Consider the following 23,230-nt stretch of genomic DNA (forward strand, 5'->3'; position numbering starts at 1 on the left):
CTTGTGTGTCACCCAAACTATGTCACCCCATACAGATTATGGACAGTGGAGATAACACAAGTATAGAGGTTGTTATATGTGTTTTCATACAGTGGGAAGAGACACAATATCTTGTGTGTCACCCAAACTATGTCACCCCATACAGATTATGGACAGTGGAGATAATACAAGTATAGAGCTTGTTGTATGTGTTTTCATACAGAGGGAAGAGATGTAATACCTTGTGTGTTTCCTCTAATCAATGTCACGGATTACGGCATCCGCGACAACATGAATTGAGGCTGTAGGTGAACTGTACAGATGTATTTGTTTTGGTTTAGAAAACAGCTTATTTTTTAAGCTTTTTGTATTCTCTAATTAAACCTTTAAGTTCTCGATTAGATGTTACATCAACGTCTTTATCAGATAAGAAATGTCTGAATGTGAAATGGCTTCTATAGTTCTTTGATACTATTTCTTGATCAATAATAAATAAGTCATTTCTCAATTGTTGTTTTTCAGTTTCGATATTTTCTAAGTCAATAAACTTTTCTTTATAATCTCTTCTAAAAGTAGATGTACTAAAAGGAATAGAATTAAGAATCTGCATTTGTTTTTTAGACTTTAAGTCTAAAGTAGAGATAATCTTGATTGCAAGTGCATCTATTTCTATTTTAGTTAAAGAGTCTATTTTCTCAGGCAAGTAAGATTTTGTTTTTTTAATCGGCTTTACTTTGCTTGACTGTTTAGTTACAGTTTTTTTTGAAGTTGATAAAGGAGCATGACCCGTTCCGAAGCATTTATCACAAAAAGGGTCTAAGCCTTCACAAGAGCAAATTTCTGTTCTCATATTTTTGAATTACATTTTAATTTAAGGAGGCTTGATAGTAGCCTTGTTATTTTACAGTACTGATTTATTATAAAGAAGTAAGTCATGTAGGTCGTAAAATAACTGCGCAAAGATAATTGAATTTTTATAGCCTTAGTGAGGTTAAAATTAGAATGGGCAACAATGGGCTATAACTAAAACAAAAAAAGACTGCTTATTAGGCAGTCTTCTTATAGTATAATGATATTCTTATTTCTTCGTATTGATGGTGTTTTTATAGATTTTACCACCTTTCATGATTAAGATAAAGTTCTTCTCAGGATTAGCTATAAGAGATAAATCTTTTAGAGGATCTCCATCTACAAGTAGTAAGTCTGCATAAGCATTTTCTTCTACTACACCTAATTTGCCAGGGTATGGACTGCGCAATCCTGATAACTGAAGTAACTCTCCGTTATCTTGAGTAACCATTTTTAGGATTTCAGCATTAGTGAACCATTTTTGTAAACGCAGGATATAGTCATTTTGCTCTTTGTTTAATTCTGGTTCGAATAAGAAGTCAGTACCCCAAGCTAGTTTTACTCCTAGTTGTTTGGCTAATGGCCATACTTTGTCTTGTCCTTCTAGTACAGGTTTGCGTTTTTCTTTGCGTTGCGCATCCATATTATCGTTGTTGTCCATTAGGTTCTGTAGACTTAACCAAATGTTCTTCTCAGCCATTATCTTTAGAGTCTCTTCATCTAGCATTTGTCCATGTTCGATAGACTTCACACCAGCTTCTATAGCGCGTTGTACGGCTCTAGGAGTATAAGCGTGTACCATCACATAAGTACCCCAGTCTTCCGCTGCATCTACAGCTGCCTTGATTTCGTCAAAAGTATATTGTGTAACATCGATAGGATCATAAGCAGAAGAGGTTCCTCCACCTGCCATTACTTTGATTTGACTAGCACCGAAGCGTAGGTTCTCTCTAGTAGCAGTAAGTACTTCGTCACGGCCATCTGCTATAAATGTAGCCCCCATTTCTTCTGCACGAGAAGGCTTCCCAAAGAAGCGTCTAGAGCGCTCATTAGGAGTTCTAAAGTCTCCGTGTCCTGCAGTCTGACTAATAGTAGCACCTGAAGGCCAAATACGTGGGCCTGCAGTCTTATCTGCATCAATAGCTGCTTTTAAAGGAAATATAGGGCCACCTGCATCTCTAACGCTAGTGAAACCGCGCATAAGCATGCTGTGCGCTCCTACAGCTACATTTTGCATTAAGCTTTCAGGAGTTGCATTAGGAGACATCATTTGTTCCATAGTCAAAGCTCCGAATACCATGTGTACGTGTACATCGATTAATCCTGGCATAAGTGTTTTTCCATTGCCATTGATTTTAGTTACATCTTTGCCTTTAACAGAAATAGAAGAAGGGCTTATCTTCTCTATTTTTTGATCAGAGACTAAGACATTCATTGGCGCAGTAAGGGCTGCAGTCTTGTGGTCTAGGATTCTTACATTCTCAATAAGGACTTGTTTGGTCTGAGCAAATGTGATAGAAGTACTAACAACAAAAAGTGCTATTATGGATTTTAATTTCATAAAATAAGGAAAATTAGAAGATTGTTCTGTGTACAAATTATATAGCCTCTAAGTTATTATAAAAGTAGCTTTCTGCCTAATAATATTTTATGAAGTAGTTGATTCTACTTTATTGTTAGAAATTAATCTAATGAAATGAAGGTAGAACTTTAGAAAGTTTTTAAGTTTGTAAGTAATAGAATAAAAAAGAACAAAGAGATGAAAGTAGTAATCCAGCGTGTGACAAAGGCTTCTGTGACTGTAGAAGGTAGTGTAGTTGGTAATATAGGACAAGGACTTTTAGTTTTAGTAGGGGTAGAGGATATTGATACAAAACTAGATATAGAATGGTTATCAGGTAAGATTGTGAATTTGCGTATTTTCGAAGATGAGAATGGAGTGATGAATAAGTCTGTAAAAGAAGTAGATGGTGAGGTATTATTAGTAAGTCAATTCACTTTACATGCTTCTACGAAAAAAGGAAATAGACCTTCTTATATTAAGGCGTCTAAGCCAGACTTTGCTATACCTATGTATGAGAAGTTTATAGATAAGTTAGAAAATGATTTAGGTAAACGTATACAAACAGGTAAATTCGGAGCGGATATGAAAGTAGAATTGCTAAATGATGGACCTGTAACAATCGTAATAGATAGTCAAAATAAAGAATAATGAATAGTTTAGTAAAGTTTAGTTTATTCACGGTTATCTATGTGATGATGACGTGGTTCTTAACAGATGAGGTCGGTTGTGCTTTTTCAGGTGATGAGCAGTGTTTAATTAGTTTTGTGGTAAAGTATATTATCTTTATCGCACTGATGTTCGTTTATGACAAATGGGTAAAAGGAAGAATTTTTAAAACAAAAAATAAGTAATTATGAATATTCAAGATGCACAGTTAGCAGTTGATAATTGGATTAAGGAACACGGTGTTCGTTATTTTAACGAATTGACGAATATGGCTCAGCTTACAGAAGAAGTAGGAGAGGTAGCTCGTATCATCGCTAGAAGATATGGAGAGCAATCTGAAAAAGAAAGTGATAAGAACAAAGATTTAGGTGAGGAGCTAGCAGATGTAGTATTCGTAGTGATGTGTCTAGCGAATCAGACTGGTGTGAATCTACAAGAGGCATTTGATAAAAAGATGGACTTGAAAACAAAGAGAGATCACGACCGTCACCACAATAATGAAAAATTAAAATAGAGAATACGTGAATATTAAGCTGTTAAAAAGTAAAGTAGAGCATGACAAGACGCTTGTTATCTCTGGTAGTAAATCCGAAAGCAATAGATTATTAATATTGCAAGAGTTGTTTCCATCTTTAACGATAGGGAATGTATCTGATTCTGATGATGTATGTGCCATGCAAGGTGCATTAGCATCTACGGGTGATGTAGTAGATATACATCACGCGGGGACTACTATGCGATTTTTGACAGCTTATTATTCGTTGTGTAGTACTCGTGAGCTTACTCTGACAGGGAGTAGTCGTATGCAAGAAAGACCTATCGGTGTACTAGTGGAAGCACTAAGACAGTTAGGGGCTGATATCACATATAGTAAGAAAGAGGGATATCCTCCACTTCATATAAAAGGCCAAATCGCAATAGGAGGTAAGGTAGAATTACCTGCGGATGTGAGTAGTCAGTATATCACAGCACTATTATTAGTAGGGACTAGGTTAAAGAATGGAATAGAATTACACTTGGTAGGTAATATTACTTCTCGTCCTTATATAGAGATGACTCTACAGCTATTAAGCCAATTAGGAGTGGAGAGCTCTTTTAATGGGAACATCATTAGTGTAAAACCTTTAGTCAAGGCTAGTACAGAACAGTTTACAGTAGAATCAGATTGGTCATCTGCCTCTTACTTCTATTCTTTTGTAGCACTGTCACCTATAGGAACGACTATGCAACTGAAGAGTTATAAAGAGGATAGCTTACAAGGAGATAGTCAAGTAAGTCAACTGTATACTATACTAGGTGTAGAGACTACATACTTAGAAGACTATACCATAAAATTAGAAAAAGTAAGAGAGACAGACTTTGAGTTTAAAGCAGATTTGATAGAGACTCCTGATTTGGCACAGACTATAGCTGTGACTTGTTTTGGTTTAGGCATTCGTTGTGAAATGACTGGGCTACATACTTTAAAAATAAAAGAGACAGATCGCTTAGTGGCTTTACAGAATGAGCTAACTAAATTAGGTGGTGTGGTTGATATCACAGAAGAATCTATTGTTGTTCACCCTTCTAAAGGGATGAGAGAAGGAATAGAGATTGAAACTTATCAAGACCATAGAATGGCTATGGCTTTTGCTCCATTATCTCTGAAAGGAGAGGTTACTATTTTAGAAGCAGAGGTTGTAACTAAGTCATTTATAAATTACTGGGATTGTTTGGCTGAAATCGGTGTAAATATTGTTAAAAAATAGAGCTGTAAAATTAAATATGGCTAAATACTTGACAACCCCTACTCTGAGGTTGTATATTTGTACTCAATTTGGACATCTATACTCTTAGATTTCCAAATTAGTTTAGTATTATTTTCTAACAAAACACATATTCAATGAAGTTATCAAACTTTAATTTTGATTTGCCTGAAGAATTATTGGCAGAGTTTCCAGCAGAGAACAGAGATGAGGCACGCCTAATGGTAGTAGATCGTAAAACTGGGACGATAGAGCACAAATTATTCAAGGATTTAATTGACTATTTTGACGAGGGAGATGTGATGGTGTTAAATAACACGAAAGTATTTCCTGCACGTTTATACGGTAATAAAGAAAAAACAGGTGCGAGAATTGAAGTATTCTTGTTACGTGAGTTAAATGCTGAACAACGTTTATGGGATGTATTAGTAGACCCAGCTCGTAAAATACGTATCGGTAATAAATTATACTTCGGAGATGATGATTCATTAGTAGCTGAAGTAATTGATAATACAACTTCTAGAGGAAGAACTTTACGTTTCTTATACGATGGTTCTTACGAAGAGTTTAGATTTAAATTACAAGAATTAGGAGAAACTCCGATTCCTAAGTACATTAATCGTGAAGTAGTGCCAGAAGATGCTGAGCGTTACCAAACTATCTATGCTACTGAAGAAGGAGCTGTAGCTGCACCAACAGCAGGATTACACTTCTCTAAACACTTATTAAAACGTTTAGAGATAAAAGGTGTTGAATTTGCTAATGTAACATTACATATCGGTTTAGGTACTTTCAACCCAGTAGAGGTAGAAGATTTATCTAAACACAAGATGGATTCAGAAGAGATGTTTGTGAATCAAGAAGCTTGTGATATTGTAAACGCAGCTAAAGAGAGAAAGAATAGAGTATGTGCTATCGGTACAACAAGTATGCGTGCATTAGAAAGTTCTGTTTCTTCTAGTCAAACGTTAAACCCATTCGTGGGATGGACGAATAAATTTATCTTCCCTCCTTATGATTTCAGTATCGCTGATTGTATGGTGACTAACTTCCACATGCCTAAGTCAACATTATTAATGATGATTTCTGCATTCTGTGGACATGACTTAATGATGAAAGCTTATAAAGAAGCTGTAGAAGAGAAGTATAAATTCTACTCTTACGGAGATGCAATGTTGATTCTGTAATAGATCAATCAAAATAAATTAGAAAGCCTTTGAGATTCTCAAAGGCTTTTTTTATGAATAGCACGAGTGGACTTTTATCTTATGTTTAGGAGTGTATTTGTATAAAAAGAACTAAATTTACAGTTAATACTTAATCAGAAATACTCCTATATAATGAGTTTTGAAAATACACTTGCTTATGCAAAGAGCTTAGATGAAAAAGATCCTTTAGCTAAGTACAGAGATGAGTTTAACTTTCCAGAGGTGAATGGAAAACAGGTTATATATTTTACAGGTAATTCGCTGGGACTACAACCCAAAAGAGCTGTAGAGTATGTCAATGAGGTTATGAATGATTGGGGGGCTTTAGCAGTAGAGGGGCATTTCTACGCAGAGAAACCTTGGTGGGATTACCACGAACGTTTAAGTGAACCATTGAGTAGAATAGTAGGAGCGAAGTCGTCAGAAATTACGGTGATGAATACCTTGACTGTTAATCTTCACTTATTGATGACTACTTTTTATCGTCCTACTGCTAGTAAGTATAAGATTATATGTGAGGAAAAAGCATTTCCGAGTGATCAATATCTGATACAGTCTCAGGTAAGATTACATGGGCTAGATCCTAAAGAGGCTATTATAGAGTTAAAGAAAAGACCAGGAGAACATAACTTTAGACTAGAGGATATATTAGAAAAGATAGATGAAGTAGGAGAAGAGGTTGCTTTAGTGTTAATAGGAGGACTTAACTATTATACAGGTCAAGTGTTCGATATTCAAACTATCACAGCCCATGCGCATCAATATGGAGCTAAGGTAGGTTGGGATTTAGCTCATGCTGCTGGTAATATAGAGTTGAAGTTGCACGAGTGGAATGTAGATTTCGCTGCATGGTGTAGTTATAAATATATGAATGCTGGACCAGGTAGTGCATCAGGCTGTTTCATTCATGAACGTTACCATACAGATAAAGATTTAGTAAGATTAGCTGGATGGTGGGGACATAATAAAGAACGTCGTTTCTTAATGGAGAAAAAATTTGATGCAGTAGAGAGTGCACATGGATGGCAAATTAGTAATCCTTCTATTCTTAGTTTAGCTCCCTATTTAGCATCTATAGAGATGTTCGATGAAGTGGGTATGGAGGCTTTGATAACAAAACAAAGAAAGATTACTGCTTATCTTGAATTTGTAATGGAAGATGTAGCTAAAGCTGTTAATGCTAATTATGAGTTAATTACGCCTAAGGAAGAAAGTGAGAGAGGAAGCCAACTTTCTGTATTTCTTCATGGAAAAGGTAAAGATTTGTTTTCGTATTTAATGAATGAAGGAGTAATCGTAGACTGGAGAGAACCTAATGTAGTTAGGTTAGCACCAGTGCCATTTTATACTTCTTATGAAGGTATATATCGTTTCGGAGAGATTCTAAAAAAGGCAGATAGTCTTTTTTAGATTATTAGTATGATAGATTACTGTATTCGTGTAGTAGAGAAAAATAAGGAATGAATAGTTATTTAATAGAATTTAATTTGCCTGATTTGTCTATCATTTAAATTAAATTACATTTGCAAAAAATAAAATACGATGTCAACTAAACAAAATAAGATAGATAATTTCGATCCATCTCAGCCAGGATTAGCAGATGCGACGATATATGGATTACCTTTTACAGCTGAGGAGAGTGAGATTATAGTGGTACCAGCACCATGGGAAGTAACAGTAAGTTACGGAGCAGGAGCATCAGAAGGACCAGAAGCTATATTAGAAGCCTCTTATCAAGTAGACTTATTACACCAACAATATCCTGATTTATGGAAGCTAGGTATCTATATAGATGAGGCTCCAGAACATTGGGCTGTAGAAAGTGCAAAATATAAAGAAATGGCTCAGCCAATCATTGAAGCACTTGAGAATGGTGAGAATATTGCAGACTTACCAGAATTACAAAAAGATTTAGATACAATTAATGCAGTATGTGATAAGTTTCACAAAGAAGTAGAAGAGAAAGTATCTTACTGGATGGCAAAAGGAAAACGCGTAGTATTATTAGGAGGAGATCACAGTACTCCATTTGGATATTACAATGCTTTAGCAAAACATCACGATGCTTTTGGTATTTTACACTTTGATGCACATATGGATTTAAGAGATGCTTATGAAGGGTTTACTTACTCTCACGCATCTATTATGTTCAATACATTAAAATTACCTCAAGTAAAGACAATTGTGCAAGTAGGTATTCGTGATTTCTGTGAACAAGAAGTTGCAACAGTAGTAGAAGCAGATGGAAGAGTGTTGGTGCATACTGATGCAGATTTGAAGAAAGACGAATTTGAAGGGATGAGTTGGAAAGATAAATGTGATCAAATCATCGCTTCATTACCTGAGAAAGTAGCGATTAGTTTTGATATTGATGCTTTATTAGCTTGGTATTGTCCAAATACAGGAACACCAGTACCAGGAGGATTAACTTATGAGCAAGCAACTTATATGATTACTCGTTTATCAGAATCTAATAAGTTAATTATAGGAATGGATTTAGTAGAGGTAGCGCCAGGAGAAGATGATTGGGATGGAAATGTAGGGGCTAGATTATTGTTCCATATGTGTGGAGCATTTGCAAAATCACAAGGCTTAGCAGTAGGACAAAAAATAGAGTTTAAGAAATAAACAAAAATAAAGAGTCTCACGAGACTCTTTATTTTTTTATAGGTTTGTCACAAAAGAATATATTATACAAAGAAAGTATAGTAGCAGCAAATAGTAATATAGAGACTAAGATATGTTCTATATTAAATACGATGTAAAAGAGATACCACCCTGTTAAAAGAAGTATCACTAGGATCCAAATTAAATCTTTCATAGGGAATCTGTTAGTTGTGTTGTTGCTTAAATGTACAGAGAATATTAGAGTTAAAATATAAGTAATCAAAGGATCTGTATTTTAATTTGTTAAAAATAAATTAGTTAGCGTAATGGTAAAAGATATCTCCATAGTTGGTAGTGGATTGGTTGGTGTAGTGTTGGCAATCAGCTTAAAAAAGAAAGGCTATACGGTTACAGTATACGATAAGAGTGAGGATATTCGAAATATAGACTTTAGAGGAAGATCTATTAATCTAGCTTTATCAGATAGAGGATGGAGGATATTAAAAGAATTGGGTATAGAAGATGAAGTAAGAGAACTTGGTATCCCCATGTCCGAAAGAGCAATTCATACAGAAGAGGGGGATATTAAATACCAGCCTTATAGTATAAAAGGAAACTCTATATGGGCAATATCCAGAGGAGGACTAAATAAGGAGTTGATTTCTATTGCAGAGAAAGAAGGTGTATTATTTAAGTTTGATACTCCGATATGGGATGTTAATTTGAAAAAAGGAATTCTATATACAGCAGAAAAAGAAAGTGATCAGTGGAATGAAATTAAAACGGACTTGATCTTTGGTGCTGATGGAGCGTATTCTAGGGTTAGAGCTAAAATGCAAAAACAAAGTAGATTTGAGTACCAACAATCATATCTACATTTAGGATATAAGGAACTTCGTATAGAGGCAATGCCTAATGGAGAACATCAGTTATCTAAGAACGCATTTCATATTTGGCCAAGAAAAGACTTTATGTTTATTGCTTTGGCGAATGTTGATGGTTCTTTTACTTGCACATTATTTATGCCTTATGATGGAGATGTGTCTTTTGAGACAATCAATTCAGATGCTGAAATAAATCAGTTTTTTACTACTTACTTTAAGGATGTAGATGCTTTGATACCAAATTATTTAGAACAATTTAAAGAGAACCCAGTGAATTCATTGGTAACAATGAAGTGTTATCCTTGGGTATCTGAAGATAAGGTCGCTCTTATTGGTGATGCCGCGCATGCAGTAGTGCCTTTTTATGGGCAAGGATTAAATGCTGGATTAGAAGATGTGTATGTTCTTAACCAAATAATAAGCCAAGGAGAAAATGATAGTTGGCTGGGTATCTTGAAAAAATATCAAGAAGAAAGAAAACCTAATGGAGATGCTATAGCAGAACTGTCTTATCGAAATTTTAAGGAGATGAGTGAAGATACAGCAGATGATATGTTCTTGTTACGTAAGAAAATTGAAGGCAAGTTTGCTGAGGTATACCCTGAGTTATGGTTGCCTTTATATGATAGAGTAACTTTTAGTACAGAAAGCTATGTTTCTGCTTTAGCAGAAGGAGATAGGCAAACTCATATAATGGATCAAGTGATGTTGATGGACAATATCGAAGATAAATGGGATAGTGATGAAGTAATGAATAAGATAAAGTCTCTTCTATAATATAAAGAAGAAGGGTATATACAATTGCATATACCCTTTTTTATTTATTTGCGTTTACCCTTAGAGTTTCCTCCAGATAATATTTTATTTAAGATACCAAAAGCGCCTCTTATAAAAGTAGCACTAGTTACAACTTTAATAATTCCTTTTGTAACATCACTATTTCCTTGTTGTGTTTTAGTAGTACTTGTTTTTGTTTCTTTTACTTTTTGCTCTTCTTGTTTTAGAGCCTCTAGTTTAGCAGTTAGTATCTCATAAGCACTTTCTCTATCAAAATACTCATTGTACTTTTTAGCAAGAGAAGATTTGGTTATGAGGTCATTTATTTCTTGATCAGATAAGATATCCATTCTACTCATAGGTGCACGCATAGTACATACTGCAAGTGGGGTGGGGATACCTTTTTCGTTTAGAGCAGTTACTAAAGCTTCTCCTGTTCCCATAGAAGTAATAATCTCATCCGTCTTATAATATTCTGTAGAAGGGAAGTTTTCTGCAGCAGTTTTTATTGCTTTGCGATCTTTTTCTGTGAATGCGCGTAGTGCATGTTGTATTTTTAGACCTAGTTGTGCTAGTACACCATTCGGAATATCAGTAGGATTCTGTGTGATAAAGTAAATTCCTATTCCTTTAGAACGAATTAACTTAACGATGGTTTCAATCTGATTTAATAGTGTTTTACTTGCTTCGTTAAATATTAAGTGCGCTTCATCTATGAAGATTACTAGTTCTGGTTGTCCACTATCCCCTTGTTCTGGCATCTGAGAATAGACTTGCGCCAGTAGGTTTAGCATAAAAGTAGAGAAAAGTTTAGGCTTATCTTGTATGTCTGTTAGACGAAGAATGTTTACATATCCATACCCATTCTCGTCAATACGCATTAAATCCTGTATATCAAAAGAAGGTTCTGCAAAGAATATATCTGCTCCTTGCTGTTCTAATTCTATTATCTTTCGAATAATAGCCCCAGTTGAAGCTGCAGAAATACGACCATATTCTGCTTCTATTTCTTCTTTTCCTTCGTTAGTTAAGTATTGAAGTGTCTTTTTAAAGTCTTTTAAATCAAGTAAAGGAAGTTGTTTGTCATCACAGTATTTAAACACAAGAGAGACGATACCAGACTGAGTTTCATTTAAATCTAGTATTCTACTGAATAAGATTGGACCAAATTCAGTTATGGTAGCTCTAAGTCTTACGCCATTTTGTTGCGAAATTGATAATAGCTCCACAGGGAATCCAGAAGGTGTAAAAGGCAAGTTCATCTTAGAATGTCTGTCTTTTATAAAGTCATTTTCTACACCGCTCATTGCTATACCACTAAAGTCTCCTTTAATGTCCATCATTAAAACGGGGATACCTTTAGCAGAAAGTTGTTCAGATAATACTTGTATTGTTTTTGTTTTACCAGTACCCGTTGCCCCCGCTATAAGTCCATGTCTATTAATGGTTTTGAGCGGAATATTGATAAAGTGATCGGCTAGAATCTCACCTTCTAATTTTGCTGCACCTATCGTTATATAATCTCCTTTAAAAGAATAGCCTTGTTGGAGATTAGTGCTGAAGTTATCTTTATTCATAGTTGTCATTTTGTAAAAAACATCTTTAAACTTTAACAAAGATAATGTATTCGCAAAATAAATTATATATAAATTTGAAATGTTAAATTTGAAGGTAATGTAAAAAATGCTTTAGTTTATTTCATTTAGAGTTGTTATCTTTACCTTAGCTTAACATTTCCTTTTAATACGGGGTGTTAAATTTCCTCTGTGTTAAATCAAGAAAGAAAGAGTTGAAAAAAATCATTATAAATTTTTTTATTTGATCTAAAAACATAAATTTGCGACTCTCATTAGTTTTAAAAGAGAAAATAAGTAATAAGTAATAATTGAAAAAAAAAGAATTAAATTTTTAAAAAGATGACAAAAGTATCAAACGAATCAGTTGAGAAAAAAGGATCTAGTTCAGGAGCAAGCAGAGTAATTGCATCACTAGCAGTAGTATTTTGTATTGTATTTGGTTACATTATCTGGAAATTTGTAATGGGTAACCCAGCTAACTTTGAAAACGGTGATCCAGAAAACGGACATCCACTACCAGGAAACTTCATGGGAATGGTTTATAAAGGAGGAATTGTAGTAGCGGCGTTAATTGGATTATTAACAATGACTGTAGTTTTCTCAATCGAGAGATTCTTTGTAATTTCTAAAGCATCAGGAAAAGGTAATGTAGGTAAATTCGTACAAGACTTACAAGGAAACATCAATGCTGGAAGAATCAGCGAGGCTATGGATGCATGTGACGCTCAACAAGGGTCAGTAGCTAACGTAGTAAAAGCTGGATTAATCAAGTATGAAGAAATGAAAAAAGAAGGATTCAATAGCGAAGAAGCTACTGAAGCAATTCAAAAAGAAATCGAAGAGGCTACTACATTAGAGATGCCAATGTTAGAAAGAAACATGATCGTATTAGCTACATTAGTATCTATTGGTACGTTAGTAGGATTATTAGGTACAGTAACAGGGATGATTAAAGCGTTCTCAGCTTTAGCAACTTCTGGTACTCCTGACTCAGCAGCATTAGCAACAGGTATTTCTGAGGCGTTAGTATGTACTGCAACAGGTATTGGTACTTCTACATTAGCTATTGTTATGTATAACTCATTTACAACTAAAATTGATAGATTAACTTATTCAATTGACGAAGCAGGATTTGCTATTACTCAATCTTACAGAAGATTCAAAGGTTTAGTAAAGTAATTAGAATAAGTAAATAATAATAATACTAAGCCTGTGTAGACTTAGAATCAATACAGGTTTAGTTTATAAAAAACACTATCAATGGCAAAAGGTAAAATGAAAAAGAAAAGTATGAGAGTGGATATGACCGCAATGTGTGACGTGTCATTCTTACTTTTGACTTTCTTCGTATTGACTTCTACTGCTAAAATGCCAGAACCATTACCTGTGGATACTCCATCTTCAACAGTACAAACTAAATTACCAGAGGTGAATTTAGCTACAGTTACTATCGGAGGTGAAGAAGGATCAGAAAAGGTTTTCTTTGGGGTTTTAGGTAGAGAGGATCGTATCGCAACTCTTGAAAAAATGGGAGAGCGCTACAATATAGAATTTAATGATGAAGAGAAAAAGACTTTTTCATTCTTAGAAGGTGTTGGTACACCAATGCAAGATTTGAAAAGTTTCTTAAATCTTCCGCCAGATGTTAGAAATAAAGTTACTTCAAACCAACCTGGGATTCCTACAGATTCTGTAAATAACCAATTAAAGGATTGGGTTCAGACAGCTCGTGTTGTAGCTAAAGACTTGAACAATAAAGTTCTTGAAGTAGCGATTAAAGCAGATGCAACTGTAAACTATCCAAAAGTGAAAAGTGTTATGGATGTTATGCAGGAGCAACGTCTAAACAAATTCTACTTGGTGACAGGTCTAAGAAATGAGGATTTTTAATCATTAAACAAACTGTAAATGGCTGAATTAAATACAGGTGGAGGCGACAAGGATAAAAAAGTAAGAAGTAAAAAGCAGAATGCTGGAGTGGATTTAACTGCGATGGTGGATCTTGCTTTCTTATTGATTACTTTCTTTATGTTGACTACATCAATGAATAAACCGCAGTCGATGAACTTAGCTATGCCAGACAAGTCTGAAGAAGCAAAGAAAGAAGATAAAACGAAAGTAGATGAGAATCGTACGATGACTGTCTTAATCGGTGCGGATAATAAAATAAAATGGTATATGGGAATGCCTCATGAACCATTAGTGGGACCTACAGATAGTTCATACGGTCAAAACGGGATAAGAAAAGTAATTATGGAGAATACCAAAAAAGCTTTGGCTTATTCTCAAAATCCTGAAGATGGCTTAATTGTAATTATCAAAGCTAGTGAGAAATCAAATTATCGTAATCTAGTAGATATCTTAGACGAAATGGCAATTACAGGTACAAAAACTTATGCTATCGTTGATATCTCTGATAAGGATTTAGAGTTCTTAGGTGAGAAATAGTTAACGTCTAAATAATAAAAGAAATGTCAAAATTAAATATCTTTAAAAAAGATTGGATTGATATTGTTTTCGAAGGACGTAACAAATCTTACGGAGCTTATCAATTAAGATCAGAAAACCCAAAGGTTACTACAGTAGCTTTGTTTGCTGGTATGGCTCTTTTTGGAATAGCAATAGCTTCTCCAATGTTGATAGACATGGCAAAAGGTACTTTTGGAGTTAAAAATGTGGAGAAATACGATGTGCCTTTAGAAATTAAAGAGATCGATCTTCCACCGCCGGTAGAGGAATTACCTCCACCACCAGAAGATGTTCCACCACCACCTCCACCACCAGTAGAGGAAGTGAAGAACGTGAATGATACTAAAAAATTCGTTGAACCAGAAGTAGCGAAGAAAGAGGAAGTAACAGAAAAGTTAACTACTCAAGAAGATCTTAAGGATGCAGATCCTGGAGTGAAAGACGCTAAAGGGGATAAGGAAAAAGGAGAAATCAAAACGGGAGAAGGTACAGGTGAAGCTGATAAAGATAAAAAGCAAGAAGTATCTGGAGATGGAGACCCTAATAAGGTATTCGTAGCAGTACAAGTTAGAGCAGAATATCCTGGTGGTATGGCAGCTTTCAACAAGCAATTTATCAGTAGATTCAGAACACCAGATATCGACTCAGGAGTGAAGAGAATCCAGGTTATCGTTCAGTTTATTGTTGAGATAGATGGTTCATTAACAGATATTAAAGTTGCTCGTGACCCAGGTTACGGTGCTGGTAAAGAAGCAGTACGTGTACTTAAATCTATGCCAAAATGGAAACCTGCTATTCAAAACAATAGAAGTGTTAGATCACAATTTACATTACCAATTACTATCCAAGTACAATAGGTATGTTTAAAAATAAATTTCAACAGAAATCGCTAGTACAGCGATTTCTGTTTGTTTTCGGACTATGCTTCTTTTTACTTTATTTAGGATTAGGTTGCATGTTTTTGTTTTGGGATAATATGCCTATAGCCCTTGAATACACACATAGAATGCTTTTCGGAGGACTATTAATTGTGTATGGAGTATTTAGATTTATAAGACTTTGGAATCAGGATTGATTCTTAAAATATGAAGCCGCTTTTAGCGGCTTTCTTTTTTTGTTCAAATCTTAACAATTGAAGTTATTTGTTTTTTCTATCTTTATAAAATAAGATTTTTAGATACTACTTATTAAATGATAAAAAGAGGTTTTAGAGTTTTAAGCTATGTTTTGGCTTTTACTGCATTTTCAGTTGTTTTCATACAATGTAAAAAGAAAGAAGTACAATCTACTCAGAGTAATGTGGAGATAGATTATAAAGCATTAGATGAAACGCCAGTTTCTGGTTATACACGAATTCTTGTTGATGAATCAGTTTATCCAATAGTGAATGAGGTGAATGAAGTATTTATGTATGAGTATAACAGAGTAAAGGTTGATTTGGTTAAGAAATCTGAAGGAGAAGTGTTGAATATGCTAATGAATGATTCGATTCGTGTAGCAGTGTTACCTCGTAAACTTACAGATCTAGAAGTAGAACATTTTAAAGGTAGGGTAAAGCCTAAGATGACTCACTTTGCAACTGATGCAATTGTCTTTGTAACAAGTAAGGTTTTTAATGATAGTGTTGTTGATTATCAAGGGATTATGAATAATTTAAAAAGTAGTTCTGCAGATAAAGCAAATAAGAAGATCTTAGTTTTTGATAATATTAACTCTAGTATAGTGTCTTCTTTCAAAGAAAAAGCTGGTGTTAGTGAATTCACAAAGGATTATGCCTATTTTGCTGGTGATACTGAAAGTGTGATTAATTATGTTAGTAAGAATTCTGATGCGATAGGTGTTATTGGTTTGAATTGGCTTACTCAACCAACTGTAGAATTAGAAGAGAAAGTAGCTCAATTAAAAGTACTATCAGTTAAGAATGCTAAGGATGGTAAGTATTATAAGCCATCACAAAATAATATCGCGGAAGGTACCTATCCATTAATTAGGGATCTTTATGTGGTAGATATTCAAGGGAAGTCTGGTTTGGGTGTTGGATATGCTTCTTATATCGCTGGGTATAAAGGACAGAGAATTGTTTTAAAATCAAATCTAGTACCATTTAAAGTTCCTCCTAGAGAATTAAACGTGAGAAAAGAAATATAAGAAAAATCGTTAAATCAAATTATATATCTAGATTATGAATAAAAGAAATCTAAAATCATTACTTGCAATAGCTCTAATTAGTGCGACTAGCTTTGCTCAAGATTTAGAAACGGCAAAGAAGGCTATTCAGGATGAACAATATGATAAAGCAAAGGCTATTTTAAAGTCTTTAGTTGAAAGTAAACCTAATGATGGTAAGAACTACTATTATCTAGGGGATGTGTTCTTACTAGAAGATGAAGTAGAATCTGCTCGCTCTTATTTTGAGAAGGGTATAGCAATTAAGAGTAAAGGTTTTCTTAATTACATTGGATTAGGACAGTTAGCCTTGGAAGAAAATAATGTATCCTTAGCTAAGGAGAATTTTGATAAAGCTTTAAGTAGTATTCGAAAAAAGGATTATGATGAAAAATTATTAGTTGCTTCAGCTTATATTTCTTCAGAGAATAAATTACCAAAGGAAGCGATAGCAATAGCTCAAGATGTTATTAATGCTGATTATACTAATGCAAATGCTTACAATATCTTAGGTAAGGCTTATTTGGCTGAAAATAATTTTAATGAGGCTTTTTCTGCATTTAGAAACGCAATATCTTATGATGAGTCACTGCTAGATGCTAAATTACAATTGGCTATCATAACTAAGAGAGGACGTGGTTTTGCTGAGGCTATTAAAGCTTGCGAAGAGATTCTAGCTGTTAATCCAAAGTATGCTCCTGCATTAAGAGAAATTGCTGATAGTTACTATTTATGGTCTGTTCAGGATAGCTCTAAAAAAGAGGAAAATATGGTCAAAGCTGAAGAGTATTTTCAAAAGTATATCAGTGCATCAGATAACTCTCTTGAGGCAAGAATGAAGTATGCTGATTTTCTTTTGGTAACTGGAGAGTATACAAAATTAGAAAGCTTAGCTAATTCTCTTAAAAATGAAGAAGGAGTAAATAACCGTATTTTTAGATACTTAGGTTATGCTGGATACCATAATACTAATTATGCTTTAGCTGTAGAAGGTTTAGAAAAGTATATTTCAAAAGCGAAAAAAACTATTGGTAGAGATCATCTATATTTAGGTGTTAGTTACTTGAATATCGCTAAGGAGAACAATGGATATTATGCTAAAGGTATAGAAAGTTTAAAACAAGCTATCAAAGTAGATCCAGAAGTAGCAGAAGAATTCCATGCATTAAGCCTAGAATTATTCAGAAAGAATAACCTAAAAGAAGCTATTGATGTATTTGTGATTTCAGGAGGTATTAAAGGACAAAGTAACTATGTGTACGATAATTATTACGCAGGATATTGTTATTATGTATTAGGAAGAGATGATGAGAGTGGGAATAATGAACAATCTTTGAAAGAAGCTGATAAATATTTTGCAATAGCTATTGAAGGTGATGCAAAGCTAGCGGAGGCTTATTTCTTTAAAGCTAGAACTAACCGTCTTATTAAAGGCGATGAGGCTTATAAAAAAGTATATGAAGCGTATTCTGGTTTTATAAAACAGCTTACAGAAGCAGGTGATTTAGATAAAGCTGATAATAAAGACAGAGTAATTGAAGCTTATACTTCTTTAGCTACTTATCATGCAAATCAAGAAGAAAATGCTGAGTCTATTAAGTTCTTTAATAAAGTATTAGAGTTGGATCCTCAAAATGAGTTTGCAAAGAATACTATTAAAGCATTACAATAAATAGAATATTAAATATCAAGAAAACTCAATTGTGATTTTACAGTTGAGTTTTTTTTGTTATTGCTTATTAGAATGTTATTATCGTTTATCTTTGTTGTCTTAATGTAAAAAGTAAAATGACGAAAGATTACGATAAAGAAGCATTAGATGAAGGGAGAATATTACCTCTAATGGAAGAGTTTTATACTATTCAGGGTGAAGGATTTTATTCTGGTCATGCAGCGTATTTTATTAGATTAGGTGGATGTGATGTTGGATGTCATTGGTGTGATGTAAAAGAGAGTTGGGACGCTGAATTACATCCTTTAACTGATGTTCAACAGATAGTGTCACGTGCAGGTAAAGAAGCTAATTTAGCTGTTATAACAGGAGGAGAGCCTTTGATGTATAACTTAGATGTAATTACAGCTGAACTTAAGAAAGCAGGGCTACAAACGAATATTGAAACGTCTGGTGCTTATGAATTAACAGGTGATTTCGATTGGATATGTTTATCTCCTAAAAAGAATAAATTACCAACTCAAAGTGTGTATGACGCAGCAAATGAATTAAAAGTAGTGATATACAATAAGCATGACTTCATTTTTGCAGAAGAGCAAGCAGCAAGAGTTAATAAAGATGCACTGTTGTTATTACAAGTGGAGTGGAGTAAACGCGCTGAGATGAATCCTCTTATTGTTGATTATGTAAAGAAAAACCCTAAGTGGAAAATTTCTGTACAGACACATAAATATTTGGATATTCCTTAAATAGCTTTAAATTTACAAGAAGGTTTAAAAATAAAAACTATGAGAAAAATAATACTTGCTTTTGCAATGGTATTAGTAGCTCAGTTTTCTTTTGCACAAGATGCATTTAAAGCTGATACTAAAAAGTATATGGATTTGAGCGGACAATTAAAGACGTTTGAATTGTTAACTAAAGAATTGTCATTAAATGTAGAGGAAACTAAACGTGCAGATTTTGAAAAAGAATTAAAAGCAAGCATGGTTGTTTTAGTTGATAAGATGGCAGAGATGTATATGACAGAATTTAGTCATGAAGATGTTAAGCAACTTATACAGTTTTATGAATCTCCTGTAGGTAAAAAACTTAGTGATAAGAGTGAAGTGCTTTTTGAAAAAGGTCAAAAAGTTGGTGAGGAGTGGGCAGTAGGACTACAAGGTATTATGATGAAGTATATGCAAGAATAATAAAAAAAGCTCTGTGTGAAAACATAGAGCTTTTTTTATTGTTCGATTTATTGAATACTTAGTCTTGCTAGATAATCATAGTTATCACCTTCTGTAATAAGTTCGCATTCTAGTCCATTGCTATGAGCAGCGTTTTGGAGTGTGTTGTAATCAAGATACAGCCATTCAAGGGGATCATCAACTTCTCCTTTGTATTCAACAGTAAAGGTTAATTCACCATAATAATCTTTGTTCTCCATTGGTATCCATTTACCTCCATCTTCGTCTTCATCAAACATATAGATTAAATCAGAACTATCAATTAGTATTTGCCCACCAGGGTTTAATAAAGATTTTAAGTGCTGTAGATACTTAGTTGTATTTATTAATTTTCCGAAGATACCTGTACCGTTCATTAATAGCAGAATAGTATCAAACTTTTCGTGTGATAAATGTAGTAGGTTTTGAACAGATACATTTTTGATTCCTCTTAGTTTACAAGCTTCTATAGAGTTAGGAGAAATATCTATAGCTTTTACATCAGCTCCTTTTTCTTGTAGATAAAAAGAGTGAGTACCAGCCCCACATCCTACGTCAAGTATTCTTCCTTTAGCTAGATTAAGAGCCTTCTGTTCGATCTTTGGCATCTCTTTATAACTTCTAAATAGATAAGCAATATCCATTTCTTCTGCTTCAGAGATATCTGTTTCGGTGATTACATTCTGTGGATGATTATTTGTCTGAAAATCTAAAATAGCTTTTCCTAAAAGGTCTTTCATTATTTAATCTTTCTTTTAAAATTAAAGTAGAGTTGTTGTAATTTTGTATCCAAAAGAATACAAATGGATAAAACACTTTCACAACTTCCCAAGTTGGCCAAAGATAAGCATAATGAAAATAAAAAGTATTTTGATAAACTAAAAAAGAAAGCACCTAAAGATCTAGATTATCAAATGCAAGAAATACATGACAATGTGTTTAAGAAAACAGATTGTTTGAGTTGTGCTAATTGTTGTAAAACAACTGGACCTCTTTTTACGAATGCGGATATAGAACGTATCGCTAAGCATTTAAAAATGAAACCTCAGCAATTTATAGATAAATACCTATATATCGATGAGGATCGTGATTATGTCTTACAGAGTCTCCCTTGTACATTTTTAGATAATGAAAATTACTGTATGATATATGAAGTTCGACCTAAAGCATGTCGTGAATATCCTCACACAGATAGAAAGAAGTTTAATCAGATATCTAATCTTACACTTAAAAATGTAGCGATATGTCCTGCTGCTTATGAAGTAGTAGAGGAGATGAAGAGACGAATTATATTAAAATAAGTATTAGATGAAGAAGTGCTCTTCTTCTAATGCTTTCAAGTTTTCTTCTGTGATGTCTTCTACTTGTTCAGTAAAATACTCTAGAAGTTCTAAGATTTTGTTTTTTAGTTTTTCAAAAAAAGCTACAGCATTTTCTAAATAACCTTTTATAGCGTTAAACATATCTAATATCGTATCAACAAAGTTGATTAAGCGCTCACCTAAATCCATATTTTTTTAGTTTATGTTATTGTGTTATCTCAAATATAACAATTATAAGTACTGAGTTATCTTAAAAGTATTAGAAAATTTAGCCTTTATAATAATGAGTGTATGAATAATTAACTCAACCAAGTTTTAAGATCTAGTATTTGGTTTTTACTTACTAAAATAGGAGACTCATCTTCAGGGTTTGGAGTAATCTTAAGTTCTATTTTTTGACTATTATGTTTAATAATATCAGCTACTGATTTTATATTAATGATATACTTTCTATTTATTTTAAAGAAGGTTTTACTATCTAGTTTGCTAATGATATCTTTTATGGTATCGTCATAGATGTATGAATTGTTGTCAAAAGTATATAGGAATAAATGTTTACCAGAAGCAACAAAGTACGCTATTTGATCCTTTTCTATGGACTTTAGTTTATGTCCATTATTTACTAAAAAACGTTCTTTGATTGAAGAATCATTCCCATTTTCTATTTTAGCTAAACTGTCTAAGGTAGGAGCAATCTCAAATTGTTTGCTAATCTCTTTAAACTTAATCAGAGCATCATCTAATTCTTCACTAGTAAACGGTTTCAGTATGTAGTCAATCGTGAACTGCTTAAACACTTGTATAGCATAAGAATCATAAGCAGTAATAAAGATAATAGGTGTTTTTATCTCTATATGTTCAAATATTTCTAAACTCTTTCCATCACCTAAATGGATATCCATGAAAATCAAATCAACTTTATTTGCTAAAAAGAAGGCAGTAGCTTCCTTTACAGATGATAAGATAACTATATCATCTATAGAAAGGTGCTCTTGTTTTAAAAGCAAAGAATGTAAGTAATTTGAAGCTAAGCTTTCGTCTTCTACTATAGCAATTTTCATGTGGTGATAAATTTGTACAAAAGTATAAAATATAATTTATACTTAGCAAGTAGAGCTTTAGGCTATAAGAACGGATGGAGGATATTAAAAAAGCCACTCATATCGAGTGGCTTTTTTGGTTATGAGTCTGGCGAAGACTATAGATTTGGGTTGTTTTCTCTTGCTTCTAATGGGAAAGGCAACGTATATCTCAAATCATTTTCAGTTAAAATAAACGTGTCTTCTCCAAATTTATGAATGATTTGCTTTTGATGTAAACGTCTTAAGTCAAACCATCTGTGACCTTCTAAAGCGAACTCTTTATTTCTTTCTTCAAGTATAAAAGAGATAAAGCCTTTTTGATCTAAACCAGAAAGTTGCTGTATTACCTTTGCAGCAGCTTCTGGCTTATATCTACTAACTATCAATTTCTCAATTGCGCTTTTCGCTTCAGATAATCTATTTAAATGACCTAATGCTTCAGCTTTAATCATATATAATTCAGCAGTACGGAATGAAGCTTTCATTTCAGCTGTCCCCGTTTTTTTGCTAATGTAAGATCCTTTTGCAAGTTCGAAAGAAGCATTAAAGCGAAGATCATTTTCTCTATCAAAAAGATTGTAAAGCTCATCAGAAAGTAATGCTGTAGGCTTTAATTCAGAATCAAGGCCTTCTTCTAAAGCTAATATTGATTCTACTGATTTAAAACTAGCAACAGACGTTTTAGGATCTTTATTTAAGTCCTCTAATGTACTTTTGTATTGTAAAGCTTTATCTACACTTATAAGAGCTGCTTCGTATTCTTTTTGATATAGATTTACTTTTGCTTCTAAAGCGTATATTGCAGCTACTGTGAAACGATAATTTTGCCCTGCTTCATAAATAGTTACTTTTAGATGCTTTTTAGCATTGTCAATATCTGAATGAATCTGAGCATAAACTTCTGCCATAGTCGATTTCTTTTTGCGCTCTTCAATATCATGTTCAAGATATATTACGATTGCCAAATCCGTTGAAGCAGTAGCTTTGTTATATGGTTTTGCATATAAATTTACAAGGTCAAAATATGCTAAAGCTCTTAACCCGTAAGCTTCTCCTAACAACTGTTCTTTTTGATCTCCAGCTTGCATGGTATTTACTCCATTATTAATCAAATCATTTGTATAGAAGATTGATTTATAAAACTGTGAGTAACCAAAGCTCTTAGTTTGTTTATGAGGATTAACATCTTGGAATGAGTAGATGTCTTTTACAGAAATAAAGTTTGTTGATCCCTCATCCATAACTATCCTTACTTCATCAGTACGGAAATTACTAGTTGATTTATGTTTAGGATAGTTGAAGTATGCTGTAGTCATCAGCTTTCTGTAATCCTCAGTTGTCTTAGGTATGATTTTTCCTTCTGGTTCTATATCTAAAAAGCTATCACAACTAACAGTTGTTAACCCAAAGAATAAACTACTAAGTATTAATATTAATTTTTTCATGATTAGT

At 33.5% G+C, this 23,230-nt stretch carries 24 protein-coding genes; 17 read left to right on the top strand and 7 right to left on the bottom strand.

What is annotated here, in order from left to right; genetic code table 11:
- Positions 1-328: 328 nt before the first annotated feature.
- Positions 329-829 carry a hypothetical protein gene (locus AABL87_RS13540; protein WP_006257223.1) on the bottom strand — a complete coding sequence of 167 codons (501 nt, stop codon included), beginning with the start codon at positions 827-829 and terminating at the stop codon, positions 329-331.
- 228 nt (positions 830-1,057) lie between these two features.
- Positions 1,058-2,389 carry a metal-dependent hydrolase family protein gene (locus AABL87_RS13545; protein WP_006266380.1) on the bottom strand — a complete coding sequence of 444 codons (1,332 nt, stop codon included), beginning with the start codon at positions 2,387-2,389 and terminating at the stop codon, positions 1,058-1,060.
- A gap of 198 nt (positions 2,390-2,587) precedes the next feature.
- On the opposite strand from AABL87_RS13545, the gene dtd reads away from it, so the two are divergent.
- The 8 genes from dtd to AABL87_RS13585 all read left to right on the top strand — a co-directional run bounded on the left by dtd (position 2,588) and on the right by AABL87_RS13585 (position 10,279).
- Positions 2,588-3,040 carry a D-aminoacyl-tRNA deacylase gene (gene dtd / locus AABL87_RS13550; protein WP_006257221.1) on the top strand — a complete coding sequence of 151 codons (453 nt, stop codon included), beginning with the start codon at positions 2,588-2,590 and terminating at the stop codon, positions 3,038-3,040.
- A complete protein-coding gene (locus AABL87_RS13555) occupies positions 3,040-3,243 on the top strand; it encodes a hypothetical protein (RefSeq protein WP_006257220.1) in 204 nt (67 codons plus the stop codon). The genes dtd and AABL87_RS13555 overlap by 1 nt, the downstream gene beginning before the upstream one ends.
- Before the next feature lie 2 nt (positions 3,244-3,245).
- A complete protein-coding gene (locus tag AABL87_RS13560) occupies positions 3,246-3,572 on the top strand; it encodes a nucleotide pyrophosphohydrolase (RefSeq protein ID WP_006257219.1) in 327 nt (108 codons plus the stop codon).
- Between the two features lie 7 nt (positions 3,573-3,579).
- On the top strand, positions 3,580-4,806 hold the full coding sequence (locus AABL87_RS13565) for a 3-phosphoshikimate 1-carboxyvinyltransferase (protein WP_006257218.1): 1,227 nt from the start codon (positions 3,580-3,582) through the stop codon (positions 4,804-4,806).
- Positions 4,807-4,940: 134 nt separating this feature from the next.
- Positions 4,941-5,990 (top strand): tRNA preQ1(34) S-adenosylmethionine ribosyltransferase-isomerase QueA, encoded by a 1,050-nt coding sequence (gene queA, locus AABL87_RS13570; protein WP_006257217.1) that lies wholly within the window; start codon positions 4,941-4,943, stop codon positions 5,988-5,990.
- Between the two features lie 153 nt (positions 5,991-6,143).
- Entirely contained in the window at positions 6,144-7,421 is a 1,278-nt protein-coding gene (gene kynU, locus AABL87_RS13575) for a kynureninase (protein ID WP_016650219.1), read from the top strand.
- A gap of 132 nt (positions 7,422-7,553) precedes the next feature.
- Entirely contained in the window at positions 7,554-8,639 is a 1,086-nt protein-coding gene (locus tag AABL87_RS13580) for an agmatinase family protein (RefSeq protein WP_006257215.1), read from the top strand.
- A 305-nt stretch (positions 8,640-8,944) separates the two neighbouring features.
- The gene (locus tag AABL87_RS13585; protein WP_016650220.1) at positions 8,945-10,279 is read left to right on the top strand and encodes an FAD-dependent oxidoreductase; all 1,335 of its coding nucleotides are present in this window, start codon (positions 8,945-8,947) and stop codon (positions 10,277-10,279) included.
- A 44-nt stretch (positions 10,280-10,323) separates the two neighbouring features.
- On the opposite strand, the gene AABL87_RS13590 is transcribed toward AABL87_RS13585, so the two are convergent.
- On the bottom strand, positions 10,324-11,856 hold the full coding sequence (locus AABL87_RS13590) for a helicase HerA-like domain-containing protein (RefSeq protein WP_006262877.1): 1,533 nt from the start codon (positions 11,854-11,856) through the stop codon (positions 10,324-10,326).
- A 339-nt stretch (positions 11,857-12,195) separates the two neighbouring features.
- Between AABL87_RS13590 and AABL87_RS13595 the strand changes: the two genes are divergently transcribed.
- The 8 genes from AABL87_RS13595 to AABL87_RS13630 all read left to right on the top strand — a co-directional run bounded on the left by AABL87_RS13595 (position 12,196) and on the right by AABL87_RS13630 (position 19,356).
- Complete coding sequence (locus AABL87_RS13595) at positions 12,196-13,035, top strand: MotA/TolQ/ExbB proton channel family protein (protein WP_006257212.1); 840 nt, start codon at positions 12,196-12,198, stop codon at positions 13,033-13,035.
- 81 nt (positions 13,036-13,116) lie between these two features.
- Entirely contained in the window at positions 13,117-13,746 is a 630-nt protein-coding gene (locus AABL87_RS13600) for an ExbD/TolR family protein (protein ID WP_006257211.1), read from the top strand.
- An 18-nt stretch (positions 13,747-13,764) separates the two neighbouring features.
- Complete coding sequence (locus AABL87_RS13605; RefSeq protein ID WP_006257210.1) at positions 13,765-14,304, top strand: ExbD/TolR family protein; 540 nt, start codon at positions 13,765-13,767, stop codon at positions 14,302-14,304.
- 23 nt (positions 14,305-14,327) lie between these two features.
- A complete protein-coding gene (locus AABL87_RS13610) occupies positions 14,328-15,182 on the top strand; it encodes an energy transducer TonB (protein WP_006257209.1) in 855 nt (284 codons plus the stop codon).
- Positions 15,183-15,516: 334 nt separating this feature from the next.
- Positions 15,517-16,473: a PstS family phosphate ABC transporter substrate-binding protein gene (locus AABL87_RS13615; protein WP_071307219.1), complete on the top strand. Its 957-nt coding sequence runs from the start codon at positions 15,517-15,519 to the stop codon at positions 16,471-16,473.
- A 34-nt stretch (positions 16,474-16,507) separates the two neighbouring features.
- Positions 16,508-18,163 carry a tetratricopeptide repeat protein gene (locus AABL87_RS13620; RefSeq protein WP_286383926.1) on the top strand — a complete coding sequence of 552 codons (1,656 nt, stop codon included), beginning with the start codon at positions 16,508-16,510 and terminating at the stop codon, positions 18,161-18,163.
- A 116-nt stretch (positions 18,164-18,279) separates the two neighbouring features.
- Entirely contained in the window at positions 18,280-18,912 is a 633-nt protein-coding gene (locus AABL87_RS13625) for a 7-carboxy-7-deazaguanine synthase QueE (protein WP_071307220.1), read from the top strand.
- A 39-nt stretch (positions 18,913-18,951) separates the two neighbouring features.
- Complete coding sequence (locus AABL87_RS13630; protein ID WP_006257205.1) at positions 18,952-19,356, top strand: DUF2059 domain-containing protein; 405 nt, start codon at positions 18,952-18,954, stop codon at positions 19,354-19,356.
- A 47-nt stretch (positions 19,357-19,403) separates the two neighbouring features.
- Here the strand turns inward: AABL87_RS13630 and AABL87_RS13635 are convergent, their stop codons facing one another.
- Positions 19,404-20,114 (bottom strand): class I SAM-dependent methyltransferase, encoded by a 711-nt coding sequence (locus tag AABL87_RS13635; protein WP_071307221.1) that lies wholly within the window; start codon positions 20,112-20,114, stop codon positions 19,404-19,406.
- Between the two features lie 63 nt (positions 20,115-20,177).
- Between AABL87_RS13635 and AABL87_RS13640 the strand changes: the two genes are divergently transcribed.
- On the top strand, positions 20,178-20,675 hold the full coding sequence (locus AABL87_RS13640) for a YkgJ family cysteine cluster protein (protein WP_006257203.1): 498 nt from the start codon (positions 20,178-20,180) through the stop codon (positions 20,673-20,675).
- A gap of 3 nt (positions 20,676-20,678) precedes the next feature.
- Here the strand turns inward: AABL87_RS13640 and AABL87_RS13645 are convergent, their stop codons facing one another.
- The 3 genes from AABL87_RS13645 to AABL87_RS13655 form a co-directional block, all read right to left on the bottom strand.
- The gene (locus tag AABL87_RS13645; RefSeq protein ID WP_006257202.1) at positions 20,679-20,885 is read right to left on the bottom strand and encodes a hypothetical protein; all 207 of its coding nucleotides are present in this window, start codon (positions 20,883-20,885) and stop codon (positions 20,679-20,681) included.
- A 110-nt stretch (positions 20,886-20,995) separates the two neighbouring features.
- A complete protein-coding gene (locus AABL87_RS13650) occupies positions 20,996-21,757 on the bottom strand; it encodes a LytR/AlgR family response regulator transcription factor (protein ID WP_006260572.1) in 762 nt (253 codons plus the stop codon).
- Between the two features lie 137 nt (positions 21,758-21,894).
- Entirely contained in the window at positions 21,895-23,223 is a 1,329-nt protein-coding gene (locus tag AABL87_RS13655) for a RagB/SusD family nutrient uptake outer membrane protein (protein ID WP_006260573.1), read from the bottom strand.
- Positions 23,224-23,230 lie beyond the last annotated feature (7 nt).

It is taken from the genome of Myroides sp. C4067 (assembly GCF_038039665.1).
GTDB classification, from domain to species: Bacteria; Bacteroidota; Bacteroidia; order Flavobacteriales; family Flavobacteriaceae; genus Flavobacterium; species Flavobacterium odoratimimum.

Bases quoted from the DNA above. Each gene is read 5' to 3' on its own strand.
- AABL87_RS13585 (WP_016650220.1), top strand. From the start codon at position 8,945: ATGGTAAAAGATATCTCCATAGTTGGTAGTGGATTGGTTGGTGTAGTG.
- AABL87_RS13595 (WP_006257212.1), top strand. From the start codon at position 12,196: ATGACAAAAGTATCAAACGAATCAGTTGAGAAAAAAGGATCTAGTTCA.
- kynU (WP_016650219.1), top strand. From the start codon at position 6,144: ATGAGTTTTGAAAATACACTTGCTTATGCAAAGAGCTTAGATGAAAAA.
- AABL87_RS13640 (WP_006257203.1), top strand. From the start codon at position 20,178: ATGGATAAAACACTTTCACAACTTCCCAAGTTGGCCAAAGATAAGCAT.
- AABL87_RS13645 (WP_006257202.1), bottom strand. From the start codon at position 20,885: ATGGATTTAGGTGAGCGCTTAATCAACTTTGTTGATACGATATTAGAT.
- AABL87_RS13630 (WP_006257205.1), top strand. From the start codon at position 18,952: ATGAGAAAAATAATACTTGCTTTTGCAATGGTATTAGTAGCTCAGTTT.
- AABL87_RS13545 (WP_006266380.1), bottom strand. From the start codon at position 2,389: ATGAAATTAAAATCCATAATAGCACTTTTTGTTGTTAGTACTTCTATC.
- AABL87_RS13610 (WP_006257209.1), top strand. From the start codon at position 14,328: ATGTCAAAATTAAATATCTTTAAAAAAGATTGGATTGATATTGTTTTC.
- AABL87_RS13555 (WP_006257220.1), top strand. From the start codon at position 3,040: ATGAATAGTTTAGTAAAGTTTAGTTTATTCACGGTTATCTATGTGATG.
- AABL87_RS13650 (WP_006260572.1), bottom strand. From the start codon at position 21,757: ATGAAAATTGCTATAGTAGAAGACGAAAGCTTAGCTTCAAATTACTTA.
- AABL87_RS13590 (WP_006262877.1), bottom strand. From the start codon at position 11,856: ATGAATAAAGATAACTTCAGCACTAATCTCCAACAAGGCTATTCTTTT.
- AABL87_RS13580 (WP_006257215.1), top strand. From the start codon at position 7,554: ATGTCAACTAAACAAAATAAGATAGATAATTTCGATCCATCTCAGCCA.
- AABL87_RS13600 (WP_006257211.1), top strand. From the start codon at position 13,117: ATGGCAAAAGGTAAAATGAAAAAGAAAAGTATGAGAGTGGATATGACC.
- AABL87_RS13560 (WP_006257219.1), top strand. From the start codon at position 3,246: ATGAATATTCAAGATGCACAGTTAGCAGTTGATAATTGGATTAAGGAA.
- dtd (WP_006257221.1), top strand. From the start codon at position 2,588: ATGAAAGTAGTAATCCAGCGTGTGACAAAGGCTTCTGTGACTGTAGAA.
- AABL87_RS13625 (WP_071307220.1), top strand. From the start codon at position 18,280: ATGACGAAAGATTACGATAAAGAAGCATTAGATGAAGGGAGAATATTA.
- AABL87_RS13615 (WP_071307219.1), top strand. From the start codon at position 15,517: ATGATAAAAAGAGGTTTTAGAGTTTTAAGCTATGTTTTGGCTTTTACT.
- queA (WP_006257217.1), top strand. From the start codon at position 4,941: ATGAAGTTATCAAACTTTAATTTTGATTTGCCTGAAGAATTATTGGCA.
- AABL87_RS13655 (WP_006260573.1), bottom strand. From the start codon at position 23,223: ATGAAAAAATTAATATTAATACTTAGTAGTTTATTCTTTGGGTTAACA.
- AABL87_RS13635 (WP_071307221.1), bottom strand. From the start codon at position 20,114: ATGAAAGACCTTTTAGGAAAAGCTATTTTAGATTTTCAGACAAATAAT.
- AABL87_RS13540 (WP_006257223.1), bottom strand. From the start codon at position 829: ATGAGAACAGAAATTTGCTCTTGTGAAGGCTTAGACCCTTTTTGTGAT.
- AABL87_RS13620 (WP_286383926.1), top strand. From the start codon at position 16,508: ATGAATAAAAGAAATCTAAAATCATTACTTGCAATAGCTCTAATTAGT.
- AABL87_RS13605 (WP_006257210.1), top strand. From the start codon at position 13,765: ATGGCTGAATTAAATACAGGTGGAGGCGACAAGGATAAAAAAGTAAGA.